The sequence below is a fragment of the Tabrizicola thermarum genome, from assembly GCF_003574395.1.
In the GTDB taxonomy this organism is placed as follows: Bacteria; Pseudomonadota; Alphaproteobacteria; order Rhodobacterales; family Rhodobacteraceae; genus Tabrizicola; species Tabrizicola thermarum.
Genome location: NZ_QMJY01000075.1, coordinates 23,822 through 39,524, shown reverse-complemented (window position 1 = coordinate 39,524; position 15,703 = coordinate 23,822). Strand labels below are relative to the sequence as shown.

Here is a 15,703-nt window from a genome sequence, read left to right as displayed (position 1 = left end):
GATGTCCCGGATCACGCTTTCCAAACTGGCTCACAGCTACCTGGCCAACCCGACCAGCGAGGCGGATTATGCGCTGAAGGAGATGGATCACGTCTGGGATGACGGCGGGGCCTATGCGCTGCTGGGTGCCTCGGGCTGCGGCAAGACCACGCTCTTGAACATCATCTCGGGGCTGGTGCGGCCCAGCCAGGGCCGGGTCCTGTTCGGCGACCGCGACGTGACCGACGCGCCGACGACAGAACGCAACATCGCCCAGGTGTTCCAGTTCCCGGTGGTCTACGACACGATGACAGTGCGCGAGAATCTGGCCTTCCCCTTGCGCAACCGGGGGATGGATGCGGCCTATATCGCGCGGCGGGTGGACCAGGTCGCCAGGATGATCGGCATGGAGTCCGAGCTGAACCGCAAGGCCCGCGGCCTGACGGCGGATGCCAAGCAGAAGATTTCGCTGGGTCGCGGCATGGTGCGCGAGGACGTGAACGCGATCCTCTTCGACGAGCCGCTGACCGTGATCGACCCGCACATGAAATGGGAGCTTCGCACCCAGCTGAAGGCGCTGCACCGCGAGTTCGGCCACACGATGATCTACGTCACCCATGACCAGACCGAGGCGCTGACCTTCGCCGACAAGGTCGTCGTCATGCATGACGGCCGGGTGGTGCAGATGGGCACGCCGGAAGAGCTGTTCGAGACCCCGGCGCATACTTTCGTCGGCTATTTCATCGGCTCGCCGGGGATGAACCTGTTCGATGCCGAGATCGCGGGATCCGAGGCGCGCCTGCAAGGCGTGAAGGTCGCCCTGGGTGCGGCCTATGGGCCAGTGACGGGCCGCACCCAGATCGGCATCCGCCCGGATTATGTGACGATCTCGGACGAGGGGTTGCCCGTGACCGTGAAACGGGTCGAGGACGTGGGCCGCCACCGCATCGTCCGGGCCGAGTTCGCGGGTCAACCGCTGAACGCGATCCTGCCCGAGGGGATGAGCCTCCCGGCCGAGCCCCGCGTTACCTTCGCTCCGGCCAAGATCAACGTCTACGCAAACGACTGGCGCGTCGCGCCGATGGGGGCCTGAGCCATGGAAAAGACCCAGAACAACAAGGCCTGGTTCCTGGTCCTGCCGGTTCTCGTGCTGGTGGCCTTTTCGGCCATCCTGCCGCTGATGACCGTGGTCAACTATGCCTTCAACGACACCTTCGGGCAGAACGAATTCTTCTGGGCCGGGATCGACTGGTTCGAGGAGATGGTCACCTCCGACCGCCTGCATCAGGCGCTGGGGCGGCAGGTCATCTTCTCGCTCATCATCCTGGCGATCGAGGTGCCCCTGGGCATCTTCATTGCGCTGAACATGCCGAAGAAGGGCTTCTGGGCCAGCTTCTGCCTTGTCCTGATGGCCTTGCCGCTGCTCATCCCGTTCAACGTCGTCGGCACGATCTGGCAGATCTTCGGCCGGGTGGACATCGGGCTTCTGGGCCATACGCTGGCCGCGATGGGGGTGGACTACAACTACACCAACGACCCGCTGGACGCCTGGATCACCGTCATCGTGATGGACGTCTGGCACTGGACCTCGCTGGTGGCGCTTCTTGCCTACGCGGGCCTCCAGTCGATCCCGCAGGCCTATTACCAGGCCGCCCGGATCGACCAGGCCACCCGCTGGTCCGTCTTCCGCTACATCGAACTGCCGAAGATGAAGGGCGTCCTCCTCATCGCCGTCCTTCTGCGCTTCATGGACAGCTTCATGATCTACACCGAGCCCTTCGTCGTCACCGGCGGCGGCCCCGGCAACTCCACCACCTTCCTGTCGATCGACCTGGCGAAGATGGCCACCGGCCAGTTCGACCTCGGCCCCGCCGCCGCCTTCTCGATCATGTACTTCCTGGTCATCCTATTGATCTCCTGGGTTTTCTACACCGTGATGACCAACCTCGACCGCGAGGAGACCCGCTGATGCGCATCCGCCCGAACGCTGTCGTGATGACGATCTACCTCTTGTTCCTGCTCATCCCGATTTACTGGCTGGTGGGCATGAGCCTGAAGACCAACACCGAGATCACGGGGGCCTTCACGCTCTGGCCGCAGGACCTGACCTTCCGCAACTACAGGGTCATCCTGACCGACCCGTCATGGTACATGGGCTATGTCAACTCGATGATCTACGTCACGATGAACGTGGTCATTACCATCACCGTGGCCCTGCCTGCGGCCTATGCCTTCAGCCGCTACAGCTTCATGGGCGACAAGCACCTGTTCTTCTGGCTGCTGACGAACCGCATGGCGCCGCCTGCCGTCTTCGCGCTGCCCTTCTTCCAGCTGTATTCGGCGATGAACCTGATCGACACCCACATCGCGGTCGCGCTTGCGCATTGCTTGTTCAACGTGCCCTTGGCCGTCTGGATCCTGGAAGGCTTCATGCGCGGGGTGCCCAAGGAAATCGACGAAACCGCCTATATCGACGGCTATTCCTTCCCGCGCTTCTTCATCAGGATCTTCATGCCCCTGATCGCCAGCGGAATCGGCGTCGCCGCCTTCTTCTGCTTCATGTTCTCCTGGGTCGAGCTTCTGCTCTCGCGCACCCTGACCACCACCGATGCCAAACCCATCGCCGCCGTGATGACCCGCACGGTCAGCGCATCCGGCATGGACTGGGGCGTGCTGGCCGCCGCCGGGGTCCTGACCATCGTGCCGGGGGCGCTGGTGATCTACTTCGTCCGCAACTACATCGCCAAGGGCTTTGCCCTGGGGAGGGTGTGATGACCGACCGCCTGCCACAGACAAACCCCGTCCCGGGCCCGACCCGGGACCTCCCTGTCCACGGGCGCCGCGCTCGGGACCACGAGGCCCCGGATCAGGTCCGGGGCGGGGTTGCTACCAAACAGGGACCGACGCCATGACCCAGACCCGCTGGACCACGATCTACCTGACCCTCGCGGCGATCATGCTGGCGATCCTGGCGGCCCTCTATGCCGCCGTGCCGGTCAAGGATGGCGCCAAGGACTGGACCGGGCAGCTCATCCCCGGCTTCTGGATGGCCTGGACCTTCCCGGTCGCGCTTTTCTTCTGGTGCATCGCCGCACTTCTCATCATCATGACGCTGCTAGCGATCCGCTTTCCCGAAACCCCGCGCGTCGGCATCCTGCGGATCGAGACCACGCGCGGCGATCGCCTCTTCATCACCCTTCTGGGCTCGGCCTTCATCCACCTCGGCTGGCTCTACTTCGCAGGCCCCGAAGCCATCTGGGGCGCGACGATCCTCTCCCTCGCCTATGCCTTCGCGGTGTTCCGCTGGGTGTAGGCGCGGGTTCTGACGACCCCGGACCGGGCAACCGGACCGGGCAAGACCAAAGGCAATGTCTCAATTCTGGGAGGAATCACGATGAGACTACGTTCCACCGCAACCGCCATGGCGCTTGCGCTGATGGCGATGCAGGGCCCGGCCTGGGCCGACATGGAGGCGGCGAAAGCCTTCCTCGATGCCGAAATCGGCGATCTTTCGACCCTGTCCCGCGCCGAACAGGAAGCGGAAATGCAGTGGTTCATCGACGCGGCCAAGCCCTATGCGGGCATGGAGATCAAGGTCGTCTCGGAAACCATCACCACGCACGAGTACGAATCCAAGGTGCTGGCCCCGGCCTTCACGGCGATTACGGGCATCAAGGTCACCCATGACCTGATCGGCGAAGGCGACGTGGTGGAAAAGCTCCAGACGCAGATGCAGTCGGGCGAGAACATCTATGACGCCTACATCAACGACTCCGACCTGATCGGCACGCACTGGCGCTATCAGCTGGCGCGCAACCTGACCGACTGGATGGCGGGCGAAGGCGCTGCGGTGACGAACCCGAACCTCGACCTGAACGACTTCATCGGGCTGAAGTTCACCACCGGCCCGGATGGCAAGGTCTACCAGCTGCCCGACCAGCAGTTCGCCAACCTCTACTGGTTCCGCTACGACTGGTTCACCGACCCCAAGACGATGGAGGACTTCAAGGCCAAGTATGGCTATGACCTCGGCGTGCCGGTCAACTGGTCGGCCTACGAGGACATCGCCGAATTCTTCACCGGCCGCGACATGTCCTACATCGGCGGTCCGGCGACCGGCGTCTATGGCAACATGGACTACGGCAAGAAGGACCCGTCTCTCGGCTGGCGCTACACCGACGCCTGGATGTCGATGGCCGGCATGGGCGACGTGGGCGAACCGAACGGCCTGCCGGTCGACGAATGGGGCATCCGCGTGGATGAAAACTCGCGTCCCGTCGGCTCCTGCACCTCGCGCGGCGGGGCGACCAACGACGCAGCGGCGGTCTATGCCGTGACCAAGGCGATCGAGTGGCTGCAGAAATACTCGCCCCCCGAAGCCCAGGGCATGACCTTCGGCGAGGCCGGTCCGGTCCCGGCGCAAGGGTCGATCGCCCAGCAGATGTTCTGGTACACCGCCTTCACCGCCGACATGGTCAAGGAAGGCCTGCCGGTGATGAACGAGGACGGCACGCCCAAGTGGCGCATGGCGCCCAGCCCGCATGGCGCCTACTGGCAGGAGGGCATGAAGGTCGGCTACCAGGACGCCGGTTCTTGGACCCTGCTGAAATCCACCCCGGTGGACCGGGCGCAGGCGGCCTGGCTCTATGCCCAGTTCGTCACCTCGAAGACCGTGGACGTGAAGAAGAGCCACGTCGGCCTGACCTTCATCCGTGAATCGACGATCCAGCATCAGTCCTTCACCGACCGCGCGCCGAAACTGGGCGGCCTGATCGAGTTCTACCGCTCGCCCGACCGCGTGCGGTGGTCGCCGACGGGGACCAACGTGCCTGACTATCCGAAGCTGGCGCAGCTGTGGTGGCAGAACATCGGCGACGCCATGTCGGGGGCCAAGACCCCGCAGGAAGCGCTGGATGCGCTCTGCGCCGAGCAGGAAAAGGTGATGGAGCGTCTGGAGCGTTCGGGCGTGCAGGGCGACATCGGCCCGAAGCTGAACGAGCCGCAGGACCCGCAGGTCTGGCTTGACGCGCCGGGTGCCCCGGTCGCCAAGCTGGAGAACGAGGATCCGACGCCCGAGACCATCAGCTACGACGAGCTGATCAAGTCCTGGCAGTAAGCGACAACGGTGCGGGCGGTGCCGAACGGTGCCGCCCGGACCCAAATTCCTTCGAAGGAATTTGCAAGACTTTTCGAAAAGTCTTGCGCCCGGTGGCTGGCGTCCGGCACCGACCAACCGTTAATATTTCCTGAATGCCCACAGCCAACCCCTTGAAATCGCTCAGCCAGATTTCGCGCCGCGCGCGGCGCCCGATCAACAGGCCCGACCCAATGACCCACATCCTCGCCATCGACCAGGGCACCACCTCCTCCCGCGCGATCCTGTTCGACGCCGCGCTCCGCCCCGTCGCGTCCGCCCAGGAAGAGTTCCCCCAGCACTACCCCCGCCCCGGCTGGGTCGAGCATGATCCTGCCGACCTCTGGTCGACCGTCGCCGCCACGGCGCGGGCCGCGATCGAGAAGGGGGGCATCAAGGCCACCGACATCGCCGCCATCGGCATCACCAACCAGCGCGAGACGACCCTGATCTGGGACCGCGCGACCGGCCAGCCGATCCACCCCGCCATCGTCTGGCAGGACCGCCGCACCGCCGACACCTGCGCCGCCCTGAAGGCTGCCGGCCACGAGCCTGCCATCACCGCCAGGACGGGCCTCCTCCTCGACCCATACTTCTCGGGGACCAAGGTCAAGTGGCTGCTCGACCACGTCGAGGGCGCCCACGAGAAAGCCGACCGTGGCGAGCTGGCTTTCGGCACGGTGGACAGCTGGCTGATCTGGAACCTGACCGGAGGCATGGTCCACGCCACCGACGCCACCAACGCCAGCCGGACGCTTCTCTACAACATCGCCACCGGAACCTGGGACGAGGATATCTGCAAGCTTCTGGGCGTGCCGATGTCCCTCCTTCCCGAAGTGAAGGATTGCGCCGCCCCCTTCGGCACCACGCGCCCCGACCTCTTCGGCCGCGAGATCCCGATCTTCGGCGTCGCGGGCGACCAGCAGGCCGCCACCGTGGGCCAGGCCTGCTTTCACCCCGGCATGATGAAATCGACCTACGGAACCGGCTGCTTTGCCCTGCTGAACACCGGGGCCGACATGGTGCCCTCGAAGAACCGCCTGCTGACCACCATCGCCTACCAGCTGAAGGGCCAGCCGACCTACGCGCTGGAAGGGTCCATCTTCATCGCCGGTGCCGTCGTCCAGTGGCTGCGGGACGGTCTCAAGATCATCCGTGAGGCCCGCGAGACCCAGCCTCTGGCCGAAGCCGCCGAAGAAGCGCAGGGAGTCATCCTCGTCCCCGCCTTCACCGGCCTTGGCGCGCCCTATTGGCGGCCCGATTGCCGGGGGGCGGTGTTCGGGCTGACCCGCAACTCGGGGCCCGCCGAGTTCGCCCGCGCCGCGCTGGAAAGCGTGGGCTACCAGACCCGCGACCTGCTGGAGGCGATGCGGGCCGACTGGGGGACCGATGCGCAGGGTGTCCTGCGCGTCGATGGCGGCATGACGGCCAGCGACTGGACGATGCAGTTCCTGGCCGACATCCTCGGCGCCCCGGTGGATCGCCCGAAGGTGACCGAGACCACCGCCCTTGGCGCAGCCTATCTGGCCGCGATGCAGGCCGGGGTGGTCGGCGGGCCGGAGGAATTCGCGAAGTCCTGGGCGCTCGACCGCCGGTTCGAGCCGAAGATGGACGCCGCCACCCGCGACGCGAAGTATGCCCGCTGGGGCAAGGCCATCGCAGCCACCATGAGCGTATGACGCCGTTCGGCATCACCCAGCCGGGGCGCATCCTGTTCGGCAGGGGCGAGGCCACGCAAGCGCCTGCGCTGATCCGCACCTTCGGGCCGCGCGGGCTGGTCGTCCACGGCGCCGACCCCGCCCGGGCCGCCTGGCTGCTGGAGAGGCTGGGCGCGGAGGTGCTGGCGCTGCCTTGCGCGGGCGAGCCGACCCTGTCCGCCCTGGAGGCAGCACTCGCCGCCGCGCGCGGGCACCGCCCGGACTGGGTGGTCAGCCTTGGCGGCGGCGCGGTTCTGGACCTGGGCAAGGCGCTTGCGGCGCTGATCCCGGCGCCGGATGGGCCGATGGACCATCTGGAAGTGGTGGGCAAGGGCCTGCCGCTGAAGGCCGCCCCCTTGCCCTTCATCGCGATCCCGACCACGGCGGGGACCGGGGCGGAGGTGACGAAGAACGCGGTCATCGGCCTGCCCGACATCGGTCGCAAGGTCAGTTTGCGGGACGACAGGATGGTCGCCCGGCTGGCCATCGTCGATCCGGGCCTGACCGATGGCTGCCCGAAAGCCGTGACGCTGGCCTCGGGTCTGGATGCGGTGACGCAAGTGATCGAGCCCTTCGTCTCCTGCAAGGCGACACCCTATAGCGATGCGCTGAGCCTTCCGGCGATCCCGCTTGGCCTGTCTGCGCTGATGCGGCTGATGCAGGGCGATGAGGCCGAGGCCCGCGACCGCATGGCCTGGGTCAGCCTGTGCGGCGGGCTTGCGCTGGCCAATGCGGGTCTCGGGGCGGTGCATGGACTTGCCGGTGTGATCGGCGGCATGACCGGGGCCCCGCATGGCGCAATCTGCGGCACGCTTCTGGGGCCGGTGCTGGACGCGAACCGAAAGGCCGCTACGGGGGAAGCCAGGGCGCGGCTGGACGCGGTCTGTGCGGTTCTTGCCGAGGCTCTGGGCTCGTCCCTTGTCGAGGCCCCCTTGGCCTTGCAGGCCTGGGCCCGGGCCGAGGGACTGCCGGGCCTCGCCGCGCTGGGCGTGCGCGAAGAGGAGCATGTCGCGATCGTCACGGCGGCAAGGGATGCGTCCTCGATGAAGGGCAACCCCGTCGGCCTTCCGCAGGAGGCGCTTCTGGACATCCTGCGGCAAGCCTGAGCGCAGGCTTGATGCCGATCAAGGCACACCGGACCAAATTCTGTGACACTTGGCGCAGGTAGAGATGGGGGTAGTCCGATGCGCCTGATGATGCTTCTTTATTCCGTGATCGCGACCGCCATGGCCGGGACCGGCGTGGTCGTGGTGCTGACCATGGGCTATGGCACGCTTTGGCCCATCGTGATCGCGGCAGCTACGGGGGCGGTCCTGGCCCTGCCCGTGTCCTGGGCCGTGGCGCGGCAGATCGATTAGGCGTCGAGAAAGACCCGGACAGTCTCTTCGAACTCGCGCGGTTTCTCGGCGTGGAGCCAGTGCCCGGCCTCGGGGATCCTGGCGAAGCGTGCCTTGGGGAACAGCGCCTTGATGGTCTCGCGGTGTTCGGGGCGGACATAGGGGCTTTCGGCGCCGGTCAGGAACAGGGTGGGGTGGTCGAAGCGACCTTGCGTCCCCGGCCAGCCGACGATCTTCGGCATCTCGGATTCCAGAACGGCGAGGTTCAGCTTCCAGCGCGGCGGCTTCTGGCGCAGGTCCAGCGATTGCAGGAAGAAGGCGCGGAGCGCCGGGTCCTCGATGTGCCGGGCAAGAGCCGCGTCTGCCTCGGCCCGGCTGGTGATCTGCGACAGGTCAAGCGCGGCCATGGCCTGGGCGTTGCGGGTCTGGTCGTGATTGTAGGGCACCGGGGCGATGTCGGCCACGACGAGGCGGCGGATCAGGTCGGGCCGGGTCAGCGCCAGCTGCATCGCCGCCTTGCCGCCCATCGAGTGACCGAGAAGGTCCACCGGCTGCGGCCCGAGGCTTTCGATCACCTCGGCAAGATCGGCGGCCATGTCGGGGTAGCCCTGCGTCGGGAACCGGGGGCTGTCGCCGTGGTTGCGCATGTCCACGGCCACCACATCGCGGCGGTCGGCCAGACGGCGCGCGATCACGCCCCAGTTCCGGCCCGAGCCGTAAAGGCCGTGGGCGATGACAAGGGGCGGCCTGTCGGCGGCGGCTGCGGCAGGGTGGCGGATCGTGGAAAGCATGGGTTTTCTTAGCGAAACCGAGCGTTTCAGGCCAACCCCGTCAAGCGCGTGCAGTTGAACATGCCTGCAATCGCTAATAGGTTTGGGGCCGGGTGTCGGAGGGTGGCAACATGAGTGCGGTGACGATCCAGCAGATGGCGGATCGGGTGGCTCAGCTTCTGGAGGAACGGCTTTCTCTGGGCGGCAAGGGACTGGCCGCCAAGCTGAAGCGGGCCGGGCGCACGCTGCCGCGCAAGGTGCGGGATGCGGGCAGGCTTTTGGCTTCTGCGGCGCAGAAGGCGCAGAATCCGAAGCTGCTGGGCCAGATCGACATGGGCGAGGTGACCGAAGCCTATGATATCTGCCTGAAACATCTGATCGCCATCGACCCGGTAGACCGCAAGCGGGGCTATTTCGCCGGGATCGTCGGGTCGGTCGGCTTTGGCGTCCTTGCCCTGGTGATTGCCATCGCGGCGTTGCTGGCCTGGCGTGGGTATTTCTGACCGCCGCGCGCGGTGCGACTTTTGGTCCTTATGAAAACAAGGGCTTGGCTGCGGGCGTTCACCGTCTGGCAACCATGGTGCCGCCAGCCTCGGCGTCAAGCGATCGGGTGGACAGCGCGCGGCGGGTGACGAGCGTCACGGTCACGAAGGCCACATACAGAAGCAGATACCAGGATCCGAGCTTGGCGAGGCTGACCATCTCTCCTCTGATCTGGCCGGAGTAGATCCAGGTGCCGGTGGCGGTGCCCACATTCTCGGCCACCCAGAGCGCGACGGAGGAGAGGAGCGCCGCGACGGGAAGCGGCATCCACCAGTGCCGGTCGTGGATGCGGAACCAGATGCGGGTGCGTCCGTAGACGGCCACGGTTGCCACGAAAAGCGCGATGCGGACGTCGGGCAGGAAGTGGTGGGCGAAGAAGTTGACGTAGATGCCCACGGCCAGAAGCACGGTTAGCGGAAAGCTGGGGTAAGGGGCGAAGCGCATGTCGAAGACCCGGATCACGCGCGCCATGTAGCTGCCGACGGCGGCATACATGAAGCCCGAGAACAGTGGCACGCCGATCAGCTTGAAGATCCCCGGCTCGGGGTAGGCCCAGGACCCGGCATGGACCTTGAACCATTCCATCGCCGTGCCGGTGAGGTGGAAGAGGAGGATGACGCGGGCTTCCTCCCAGGTTTCGAGTTTGGTCCACAGGAAGACGACCTGCGTGGCGATGGCGAAGAGGAAGAGCGCGTCATAGCGGTGGACCGGCCAGTCGGGCTGCCAGATCAGCTTGGTGGCGATGATCGCGGCAAGGAGAAGGCCACCGAAGAGGCAGGCCCAGCCCTGTTTCAGGACGAAAAGGGCGAATTCTGCGGCGGCGAAGGGCAGGCGGGCGCGGACCCAGTCGCCCATGCGGTGTTCGAGCGAGCGGGTGTCAGGCGTCGTCATGCGGGTCCTTGGCGTTTCGGGGGATGTGACCGGGCACAGGACTCTGCGTCAAGGTGGGGGATTGCTGAGGGGGCAATTCCGAGATTGCCGACCCGGGCGGGATCATGCTGGTGTACGTGGGACGAAATGGAGAGGCTTCATGGTTGAGGGCGATCTGGCCGCGCAGCAGCAGGAGGTGAGCCGGCTGATGGGACGGTGCGTCCTGCGCCTGCAGCAGTACGAGCGGCAGTTGAAATCCATTCTTGCCCACAGCGATATGAGGGGCGCGATGCAGGGCCTTGAGGCAGCTGGTGTCGACCGTGGTGTCGACACTTCACAGCAGACCCTGGGAATGCTGGTCAGGACATTCGTTGGCTCGGTTCTTGTGGGTGGAGAGCCTGCCACGCTGGAAGACGACGATGAGGATCGTGCAGGCGACCCACCCAGCTTTCGATTGAGAGTGCGGCTGGGCGTCGGGGAAAAGGGCTTGGCGACCACGGAAGCGGAGTTGCGTGACTTGGTGCGGGTGCGGAACGATCTCATCCATCATTTCATGGAAAGGCATGATCTTTGGACTTTGGAAGGATGCCGGGCCGCGCAGCAAGATCTGACCGCTTCTTGCGACCGGATCGGCGATCATCTCGCGCGGCTTCGCGAGTGGGCGGCAGATATTGAAAGTGTCATGGATGCGGCGAGACAGCGCGCGCGGTCGGAGGCGTTCCACGATGCGGTTGTAAACGGCATCAACCCTGACGGCTCAGTGTTCTGGCCAAGTGCCGGTATCGTGGCGGCGCTTCGTGAGGCATCGAAGACACTGGCCGTAAATGGATGGACGGAAGTTGCGATGGCGGCGAGATGGATTGCGGAGCGTTATCCGCATCAGACGCCGGAGAAATACGGGTGTACGACCCTTGCCCAAGTCTTGCATGAATCCGGGGAGTTTGACCTTTGCCGTGTGGAAATGGACGGTATGCGTCGGCGCAGCTACCGCCTGCGAGACCGTTCATCTTGAAAAGGCGGTGGGCAGATTGCCCACCCCACGATCAGCCCAGGAAATGCACGTGAAGGTGCGCAGGAGCGCACCCTACCGCGTTCAAAGCCCCGGGTAGATCGGGAAACGCTGGCAGAGGGCTTCGACTTCGGCCTTCACCTTTGCCTCGACCGCGCCGTTGCCGTCCTCGCCATTGGCGGCCAGCCCGTCCACCACTTCGATGATCCAGCGGGCGATCTGGCGGAACTCGGGTTCACCGAAGCCGCGCGTGGTGCCTGCGGGGGTGCCGAGGCGGACGCCGGAGGTGATCGTCGGCTTTTCGGTGTCGAAGGGGATGCCGTTCTTGTTGCAGGTGATGTGGGCTCGGCCGAGCGCCTTTTCCGTCGCGTTGCCCTTCACGCCCTTGGGGCGCAGGTCCACGAGCATCAGGTGGGTGTCGGTGCCGCCGGTGACGATGTCGAGGCCACCCTTCATCAGCTCGTCCGCCAGCGCCTGGGCGTTTTTCACCACCTGCTGCTGGTAGATCCTGAACTCGGGCCGCAGCGCCTCGCCGAAGGCCACGGCTTTCGCCGCGATGACATGCATCAGGGGGCCGCCCTGGATGCCGGGGAAGATCGCGGAATTGACCTTCCTGGCGATGTCTTCGTCATTGGTCAGGATCATGCCGCCACGGGGGCCGCGCAGGGTCTTGTGCGTGGTGGTGGTGGCGACATGGGCATGCGGGAAGGGGCTGGGGTAGAGGCCCGCGGCCACGAGGCCCGCGAAATGCGCCATGTCCACCAGGAGGTAGGCGCCGACCGAATCCGCGATCTCGCGCATGCGGGCGAAGTCGATGATGCGCGGAATGGCCGAGCCACCGGCGATGATGAGCTTGGGCCTGTGTTCCGTGGCCAGTTCCTGGACCTGATCGTAGTTCAGCGTCAGATCCTGCTTGCGGACGCCATACTGCACGGCATGGAACCACTTGCCGGACTGGTTCGGCGCGGCGCCGTGGGTCAGATGGCCGCCCGCGTCCAGCGACATGCCAAGGATGGTGTCGCCGGGCTTCAGAAGCGCCTGGAACACGCCCTGGTTGGCCTGGGAGCCCGAGTTCGGCTGAACGTTGGCGAAGGAACAGCCGAAGAGCTTGCAGGCGCGGTCGATGGCCAGGTTCTCGGCGATGTCGACGTATTGGCAGCCGCCGTAGTAGCGCTTGCCGGGGTAGCCTTCGGCATATTTGTTGGTCATCACCGAGCCCTGCGCCTCCATCACGGCGCGGGAGACGATGTTTTCCGAGGCGATCAGCTCGATCTCGTGCCGCTGGCGGCCAAGTTCCTGCGTCACCGCGCCGAAAAGCTCGGGGTCGCGGGAGGACAGGGGCTCGGTGAAAAAGCCGGTATCGCGGTGGGAAGCGTTCATCGTCCTGATCCTTTCGGGGTGACTGTGCCGGGCTATTTAGAGCATCGGCCGCAGGCGGGAAAGGCAGGAAAGCGACATGTCCGGGGGTGGAGGCGAAATATTCTTGCGCGGGGAAACCGGGCGTGGCCATCGGAAGCGGGGTTGAGTATCGGCTTGAGTTCCGGGACGCGGGGGGCAAGACTGCGGCGCAGGCGGGTGGAGGTCAGGCGTGCGGATCAGGTTCACGGCATCGAAGGCCCCGGCAGCGGTGGCGGCGCTGGCGGCGCTGACGGCGCGCTATGGTCAGGCGGATGGCCGGGTGGCCGAGGTGATCGTGGCGCTGGGGGGCGACGGGTTCATGTTGCAGACGCTGCACGCGGCGCATGGGCAGCGGCTGCCGGTCTACGGGATGAACTGCGGGACGATCGGGTTCCTGATGAACGCCTATGCGGTGGACGACCTGCCCGAGCGGTTGGCGGCGGCGGAGGAAACGGTGATCCATCCGCTGGCGATGCGGGCCGAGAATGCGCGCGGCCGCGTGACGGAGGCGCTGGCGATCAACGAGGTGTCCCTGTTGCGGCAGGGGCCACAGGCGGCGAAGCTGCGGGTGTCCATCGACGGCCGGGTGCGGATGGAGGAGCTGGTCTGCGACGGGGCGCTGGTGGCGACTCCTGCGGGGTCGACCGCCTACAACTATTCGGCGCATGGGCCGATCCTGCCGATCGGGTCCGATGTGCTGGCGCTGACCGCGATGTCGGCCTTCCGGCCGCGGCGGTGGCGGGGGGCCTTGCTGCCCTCAAGCGCGGTGGTGCGCATCGAGGTGATCGAGGCGGACAAACGGCCGGTGATGGCGGATGCGGACAGCCGGTCTTCGGTGTGCGACGTGATTGCGGTCGAGGTCCGGTCCGAGCCTGCGGTGCGGCACCGGCTGCTGTTCGATCCCGGGCACGGGCTGGAGGAACGGCTGATCGGAGAGCAGTTCACCTGAGGGTGGGCTCTTCGTTCGCCTTCGGCGTCTCGTCGCAGGCGCAGCGACACGTGACGGCGTCATCGCGGAGCGGTCATGAGGCCTTGGCGTTCCAGGCTTCGATCTTGCGGTAGAGGGTCGAGGGCGAGACGTCGAGCACCCGGGCGGCCTTGGGGATCGAGCCGCCGTGGAGGGCAAGCGTGGCTTCGATCAGGCGGCGTTCGGCCTCGGCCAGGGGCAGGCCCAGCAGGCTGTCGGCGGTCAGCCCCTGGGGAGAGACGAGCGCGGCGGGCGCCGGCTCGGCCGGGGCGCGCTCATCTGCAAGGCCGGGGGGCAGCATCTCGGGCGTGACCCAGCCGCCGGGGTTCAGAACGACGACGTTGCGCATGACGTTCAGCAGCTGGCGGACGTTGCCGGGCCAGGGCAGGGACAGCATGAGCGACCGGGTCGCGGGGGCGAGGCCGTGGAACTCTTTGCCCTCTTCCCGGGCAAAGCGGGCCAGGGCCGCCTCGGCGATTTCGATCACGTCCTCACCACGCTCACGCAAGGGCGGCATGTGGATCGGGACGACATACAGCCGGTAGTACAGGTCTTCGCGGAAGTGACCCCGGCGGACGGCGTCCAGGGGATCGCGGTTCGTGGCGCAGACGATACGGACGTTGACCTTGCGGGGGCGGGTCGCGCCGACCGGCTGGACCGTCGAGGTCTGCAGGAAGCGCAGAAGTTTGGTCTGTAGGGCCGGGGCCATCTCGCAGATTTCGTCCAGGAAGAGGGTCCCGCCATCGGCGGCGGTGGCCGCGCCCTGCTTGTCGGAAATCGCGCCGGTGAAGCTGCCCTTCATGTGGCCGAAGACTTCCGATTCGAGCAGGTCCTGCGGGATGGCCCCGCAGTTCAGCGCGATGAAGGGGCCCGAGGCGCGGTTGGACTTGGCATGGACGGCCAGCGCGCAAAGCTCTTTCCCGGTGCCGCTTTCGCCGGTGATGAAGACGGTGGCCATGGATCGCGCAACCGAACCGATGGTCGAATGGATGCGCTGCATGGCATCGGAGGATCCGATGAAACCCGAATTTTCGGAAACCTCGCCCGCGTCCCTGGCCTGGGTGGCCGGGCTGGCGTCGGACTTTCCCGTGTCGCGGGGTGTTGCCTCGGCCAGCGCGTTCTGGACGGCCGACAGGAAGCGACCTTCCTCGAAGGGCTTGACCAGAAAGTCATGCGCCCCGGCCCGCATCGCCTCGACCGCGCGGTTGACCGAGCCGTTGGCGGTGATCGCGATGACCCGGGTCTCTGGCTGGAGCGCCTGGATGTCGCGCATGAGGTCCAGCCCGTCGCGGTCGGGAAGGATCAGGTCCAGCAGCACCACCATCGGCCGGTGCGCGCGGAACTGCTTCAAGCCATCCTCGGCGCTTCCGGCCACGACGACGCGGTGGCCAGCCGTGGCCAGGATCGACCGATAGACCATTTGCAGCGACAGCGTGTCTTCGACCAGAAGAACCGACGGCCGCGAGATGGGGGCTGCGGTTTTCATCGGACGCCTCCGGTCGAGGCCCGCGTGTTGCGGATGAGCTGGATCAGGCTGGCAAGTTCGGCGCCAAGCGCGGGCATCAGGTCATCCACCGCGCCCGCGTCCTGACCATGCGCGATGGCGTTCAGGTTTTCCGCCATGGCCTGCAGGGACAGCGCCCCGACGGACCCGGAGAGAGAGATCAGCACATGACTGCCTTCCCGAAGCGCCTTCCAGTCCTGCGCATCAGCCCCGGCGATCAACTTCGACCGGGTGGCCGTCAGATCCTCGGTCAGTCGGGCAAGCAGTTCGACCGCAAGGTCGGGGCCGGTGATTTCCAGAAGGTGGCTGAGGCGGGACGGGTCAAAGTCCTTCAGCCCGGTGGAACCTGGCTGCGGGTCCTGGGCAAGTCCGGCTGCGGTCTGTTCGATCAGGAACAGCGACGCCTGTTCGTCAGGCGAAGAGAGATGCGGGCGCAGCGCCTGAATCGCCTGGCGCAGGTTCGCCAGCGCCTGCGATCTTCCATCCGCCGCCATC

16 protein-coding genes are annotated in these 15,703 nt (G+C 66.2%); 11 read left to right on the top strand and 5 right to left on the bottom strand.

The window, feature by feature from the left end:
* Position 1: 1 nt before the first annotated feature.
* From D5084_RS11205 to D5084_RS11170, 8 genes are all read left to right on the top strand, one after another.
* Positions 2–1,072, top strand: a complete 1,071-nt coding sequence (locus D5084_RS11205) for an ABC transporter ATP-binding protein (RefSeq protein ID WP_128515579.1) — start codon at positions 2–4, stop codon at positions 1,070–1,072.
* 3 nt (positions 1,073–1,075) lie between these two features.
* Positions 1,076–1,948 carry a carbohydrate ABC transporter permease gene (locus tag D5084_RS11200; protein WP_128515578.1) on the top strand — a complete coding sequence of 291 codons (873 nt, stop codon included), beginning with the start codon at positions 1,076–1,078 and terminating at the stop codon, positions 1,946–1,948.
* Positions 1,948–2,751, top strand: coding sequence for a carbohydrate ABC transporter permease (locus tag D5084_RS11195; protein WP_128515577.1), 804 nt, complete (start codon positions 1,948–1,950; stop codon positions 2,749–2,751). Before D5084_RS11200 ends, D5084_RS11195 begins: the two co-directional genes overlap by 1 nt.
* 136 nt (positions 2,752–2,887) lie before the next feature.
* A complete protein-coding gene (locus D5084_RS11190; protein WP_128515576.1) occupies positions 2,888–3,292 on the top strand; it encodes a DUF2160 domain-containing protein in 405 nt (134 codons plus the stop codon).
* 81 nt (positions 3,293–3,373) lie between these two features.
* Positions 3,374–5,095 (top strand): ABC transporter substrate-binding protein, encoded by a 1,722-nt coding sequence (locus tag D5084_RS11185; protein ID WP_128515575.1) that lies wholly within the window; start codon positions 3,374–3,376, stop codon positions 5,093–5,095.
* A 212-nt stretch (positions 5,096–5,307) separates the two neighbouring features.
* Positions 5,308–6,792 carry a glycerol kinase GlpK gene (gene glpK, locus D5084_RS11180; protein ID WP_128515574.1) on the top strand — a complete coding sequence of 495 codons (1,485 nt, stop codon included), beginning with the start codon at positions 5,308–5,310 and terminating at the stop codon, positions 6,790–6,792.
* The gene (locus D5084_RS11175) at positions 6,789–7,916 is read left to right on the top strand and encodes an iron-containing alcohol dehydrogenase (RefSeq protein ID WP_128515573.1); all 1,128 of its coding nucleotides are present in this window, start codon (positions 6,789–6,791) and stop codon (positions 7,914–7,916) included. The genes glpK and D5084_RS11175 overlap by 4 nt, the downstream gene beginning before the upstream one ends.
* 78 nt (positions 7,917–7,994) lie before the next feature.
* On the top strand, positions 7,995–8,168 hold the full coding sequence (locus tag D5084_RS11170; RefSeq protein ID WP_128515572.1) for a CTP synthetase: 174 nt from the start codon (positions 7,995–7,997) through the stop codon (positions 8,166–8,168).
* Here D5084_RS11170 and D5084_RS11165 read toward each other — a convergent pair.
* A complete protein-coding gene (locus D5084_RS11165) occupies positions 8,165–8,938 on the bottom strand; it encodes an alpha/beta fold hydrolase (RefSeq protein ID WP_128515571.1) in 774 nt (257 codons plus the stop codon). The two genes, D5084_RS11170 and D5084_RS11165, sit on opposite strands and share 4 nt — an antisense overlap.
* A gap of 110 nt (positions 8,939–9,048) precedes the next feature.
* On the opposite strand from D5084_RS11165, the gene D5084_RS11160 reads away from it, so the two are divergent.
* A complete protein-coding gene (locus D5084_RS11160) occupies positions 9,049–9,420 on the top strand; it encodes a hypothetical protein (protein WP_128515570.1) in 372 nt (123 codons plus the stop codon).
* 58 nt (positions 9,421–9,478) lie between these two features.
* Here D5084_RS11160 and D5084_RS11155 read toward each other — a convergent pair whose 3' ends face one another.
* Positions 9,479–10,351: a DUF817 domain-containing protein gene (locus D5084_RS11155; protein WP_238382612.1), complete on the bottom strand. Its 873-nt coding sequence runs from the start codon at positions 10,349–10,351 to the stop codon at positions 9,479–9,481.
* A 139-nt stretch (positions 10,352–10,490) separates the two neighbouring features.
* Here D5084_RS11155 and D5084_RS11150 point away from each other — a divergent pair, with 139 nt between their 5' ends.
* Positions 10,491–11,342, top strand: coding sequence for an OST-HTH/LOTUS domain-containing protein (locus D5084_RS11150; protein WP_128515569.1), 852 nt, complete (start codon positions 10,491–10,493; stop codon positions 11,340–11,342).
* Positions 11,343–11,423: 81 nt separating this feature from the next.
* Here the strand turns inward: D5084_RS11150 and glyA are convergent, their stop codons facing one another.
* A complete protein-coding gene (gene glyA, locus D5084_RS11145; RefSeq protein ID WP_128515568.1) occupies positions 11,424–12,719 on the bottom strand; it encodes a serine hydroxymethyltransferase in 1,296 nt (431 codons plus the stop codon).
* Between the two features lie 208 nt (positions 12,720–12,927).
* Between glyA and D5084_RS11140 the strand changes: the two genes are divergently transcribed.
* Positions 12,928–13,686 carry an NAD kinase gene (locus D5084_RS11140; RefSeq protein ID WP_128515567.1) on the top strand — a complete coding sequence of 253 codons (759 nt, stop codon included), beginning with the start codon at positions 12,928–12,930 and terminating at the stop codon, positions 13,684–13,686.
* 73 nt (positions 13,687–13,759) lie between these two features.
* On the opposite strand, the gene D5084_RS11135 is transcribed toward D5084_RS11140, so the two are convergent.
* Complete coding sequence (locus D5084_RS11135) at positions 13,760–15,190, bottom strand: sigma-54-dependent transcriptional regulator (protein ID WP_128515566.1); 1,431 nt, start codon at positions 15,188–15,190, stop codon at positions 13,760–13,762.
* Positions 15,187–15,702, bottom strand: coding sequence for a hypothetical protein (locus D5084_RS11130; protein ID WP_128515565.1), 516 nt, complete (start codon positions 15,700–15,702; stop codon positions 15,187–15,189). Before D5084_RS11130 ends, D5084_RS11135 begins: the two co-directional genes overlap by 4 nt.
* Position 15,703 lies beyond the last annotated feature (1 nt).

Excerpts from the sequence above, each read along its gene's own strand:
- D5084_RS11205 (WP_128515579.1), top strand. The coding sequence starts at position 2 with ATGTCCCGGATCACGCTTTCCAAACTGGCTCACAGCTACCTGGCCAAC.
- D5084_RS11200 (WP_128515578.1), top strand. The coding sequence starts at position 1,076 with ATGGAAAAGACCCAGAACAACAAGGCCTGGTTCCTGGTCCTGCCGGTT.
- D5084_RS11195 (WP_128515577.1), top strand. The coding sequence starts at position 1,948 with ATGCGCATCCGCCCGAACGCTGTCGTGATGACGATCTACCTCTTGTTC.
- D5084_RS11190 (WP_128515576.1), top strand. The coding sequence starts at position 2,888 with ATGACCCAGACCCGCTGGACCACGATCTACCTGACCCTCGCGGCGATC.
- D5084_RS11185 (WP_128515575.1), top strand. The coding sequence starts at position 3,374 with ATGAGACTACGTTCCACCGCAACCGCCATGGCGCTTGCGCTGATGGCG.
- glpK (WP_128515574.1), top strand. The coding sequence starts at position 5,308 with ATGACCCACATCCTCGCCATCGACCAGGGCACCACCTCCTCCCGCGCG.
- D5084_RS11175 (WP_128515573.1), top strand. The coding sequence starts at position 6,789 with ATGACGCCGTTCGGCATCACCCAGCCGGGGCGCATCCTGTTCGGCAGG.
- D5084_RS11170 (WP_128515572.1), top strand. The coding sequence starts at position 7,995 with ATGCGCCTGATGATGCTTCTTTATTCCGTGATCGCGACCGCCATGGCC.
- D5084_RS11165 (WP_128515571.1), bottom strand. The coding sequence starts at position 8,938 with ATGCTTTCCACGATCCGCCACCCTGCCGCAGCCGCCGCCGACAGGCCG.
- D5084_RS11160 (WP_128515570.1), top strand. The coding sequence starts at position 9,049 with ATGAGTGCGGTGACGATCCAGCAGATGGCGGATCGGGTGGCTCAGCTT.
- D5084_RS11155 (WP_238382612.1), bottom strand. The coding sequence starts at position 10,351 with ATGACGACGCCTGACACCCGCTCGCTCGAACACCGCATGGGCGACTGG.
- D5084_RS11150 (WP_128515569.1), top strand. The coding sequence starts at position 10,491 with ATGGTTGAGGGCGATCTGGCCGCGCAGCAGCAGGAGGTGAGCCGGCTG.
- glyA (WP_128515568.1), bottom strand. The coding sequence starts at position 12,719 with ATGAACGCTTCCCACCGCGATACCGGCTTTTTCACCGAGCCCCTGTCC.
- D5084_RS11135 (WP_128515566.1), bottom strand. The coding sequence starts at position 15,190 with ATGAAAACCGCAGCCCCCATCTCGCGGCCGTCGGTTCTTCTGGTCGAA.
- D5084_RS11130 (WP_128515565.1), bottom strand. The coding sequence starts at position 15,702 with ATGGCGGCGGATGGAAGATCGCAGGCGCTGGCGAACCTGCGCCAGGCG.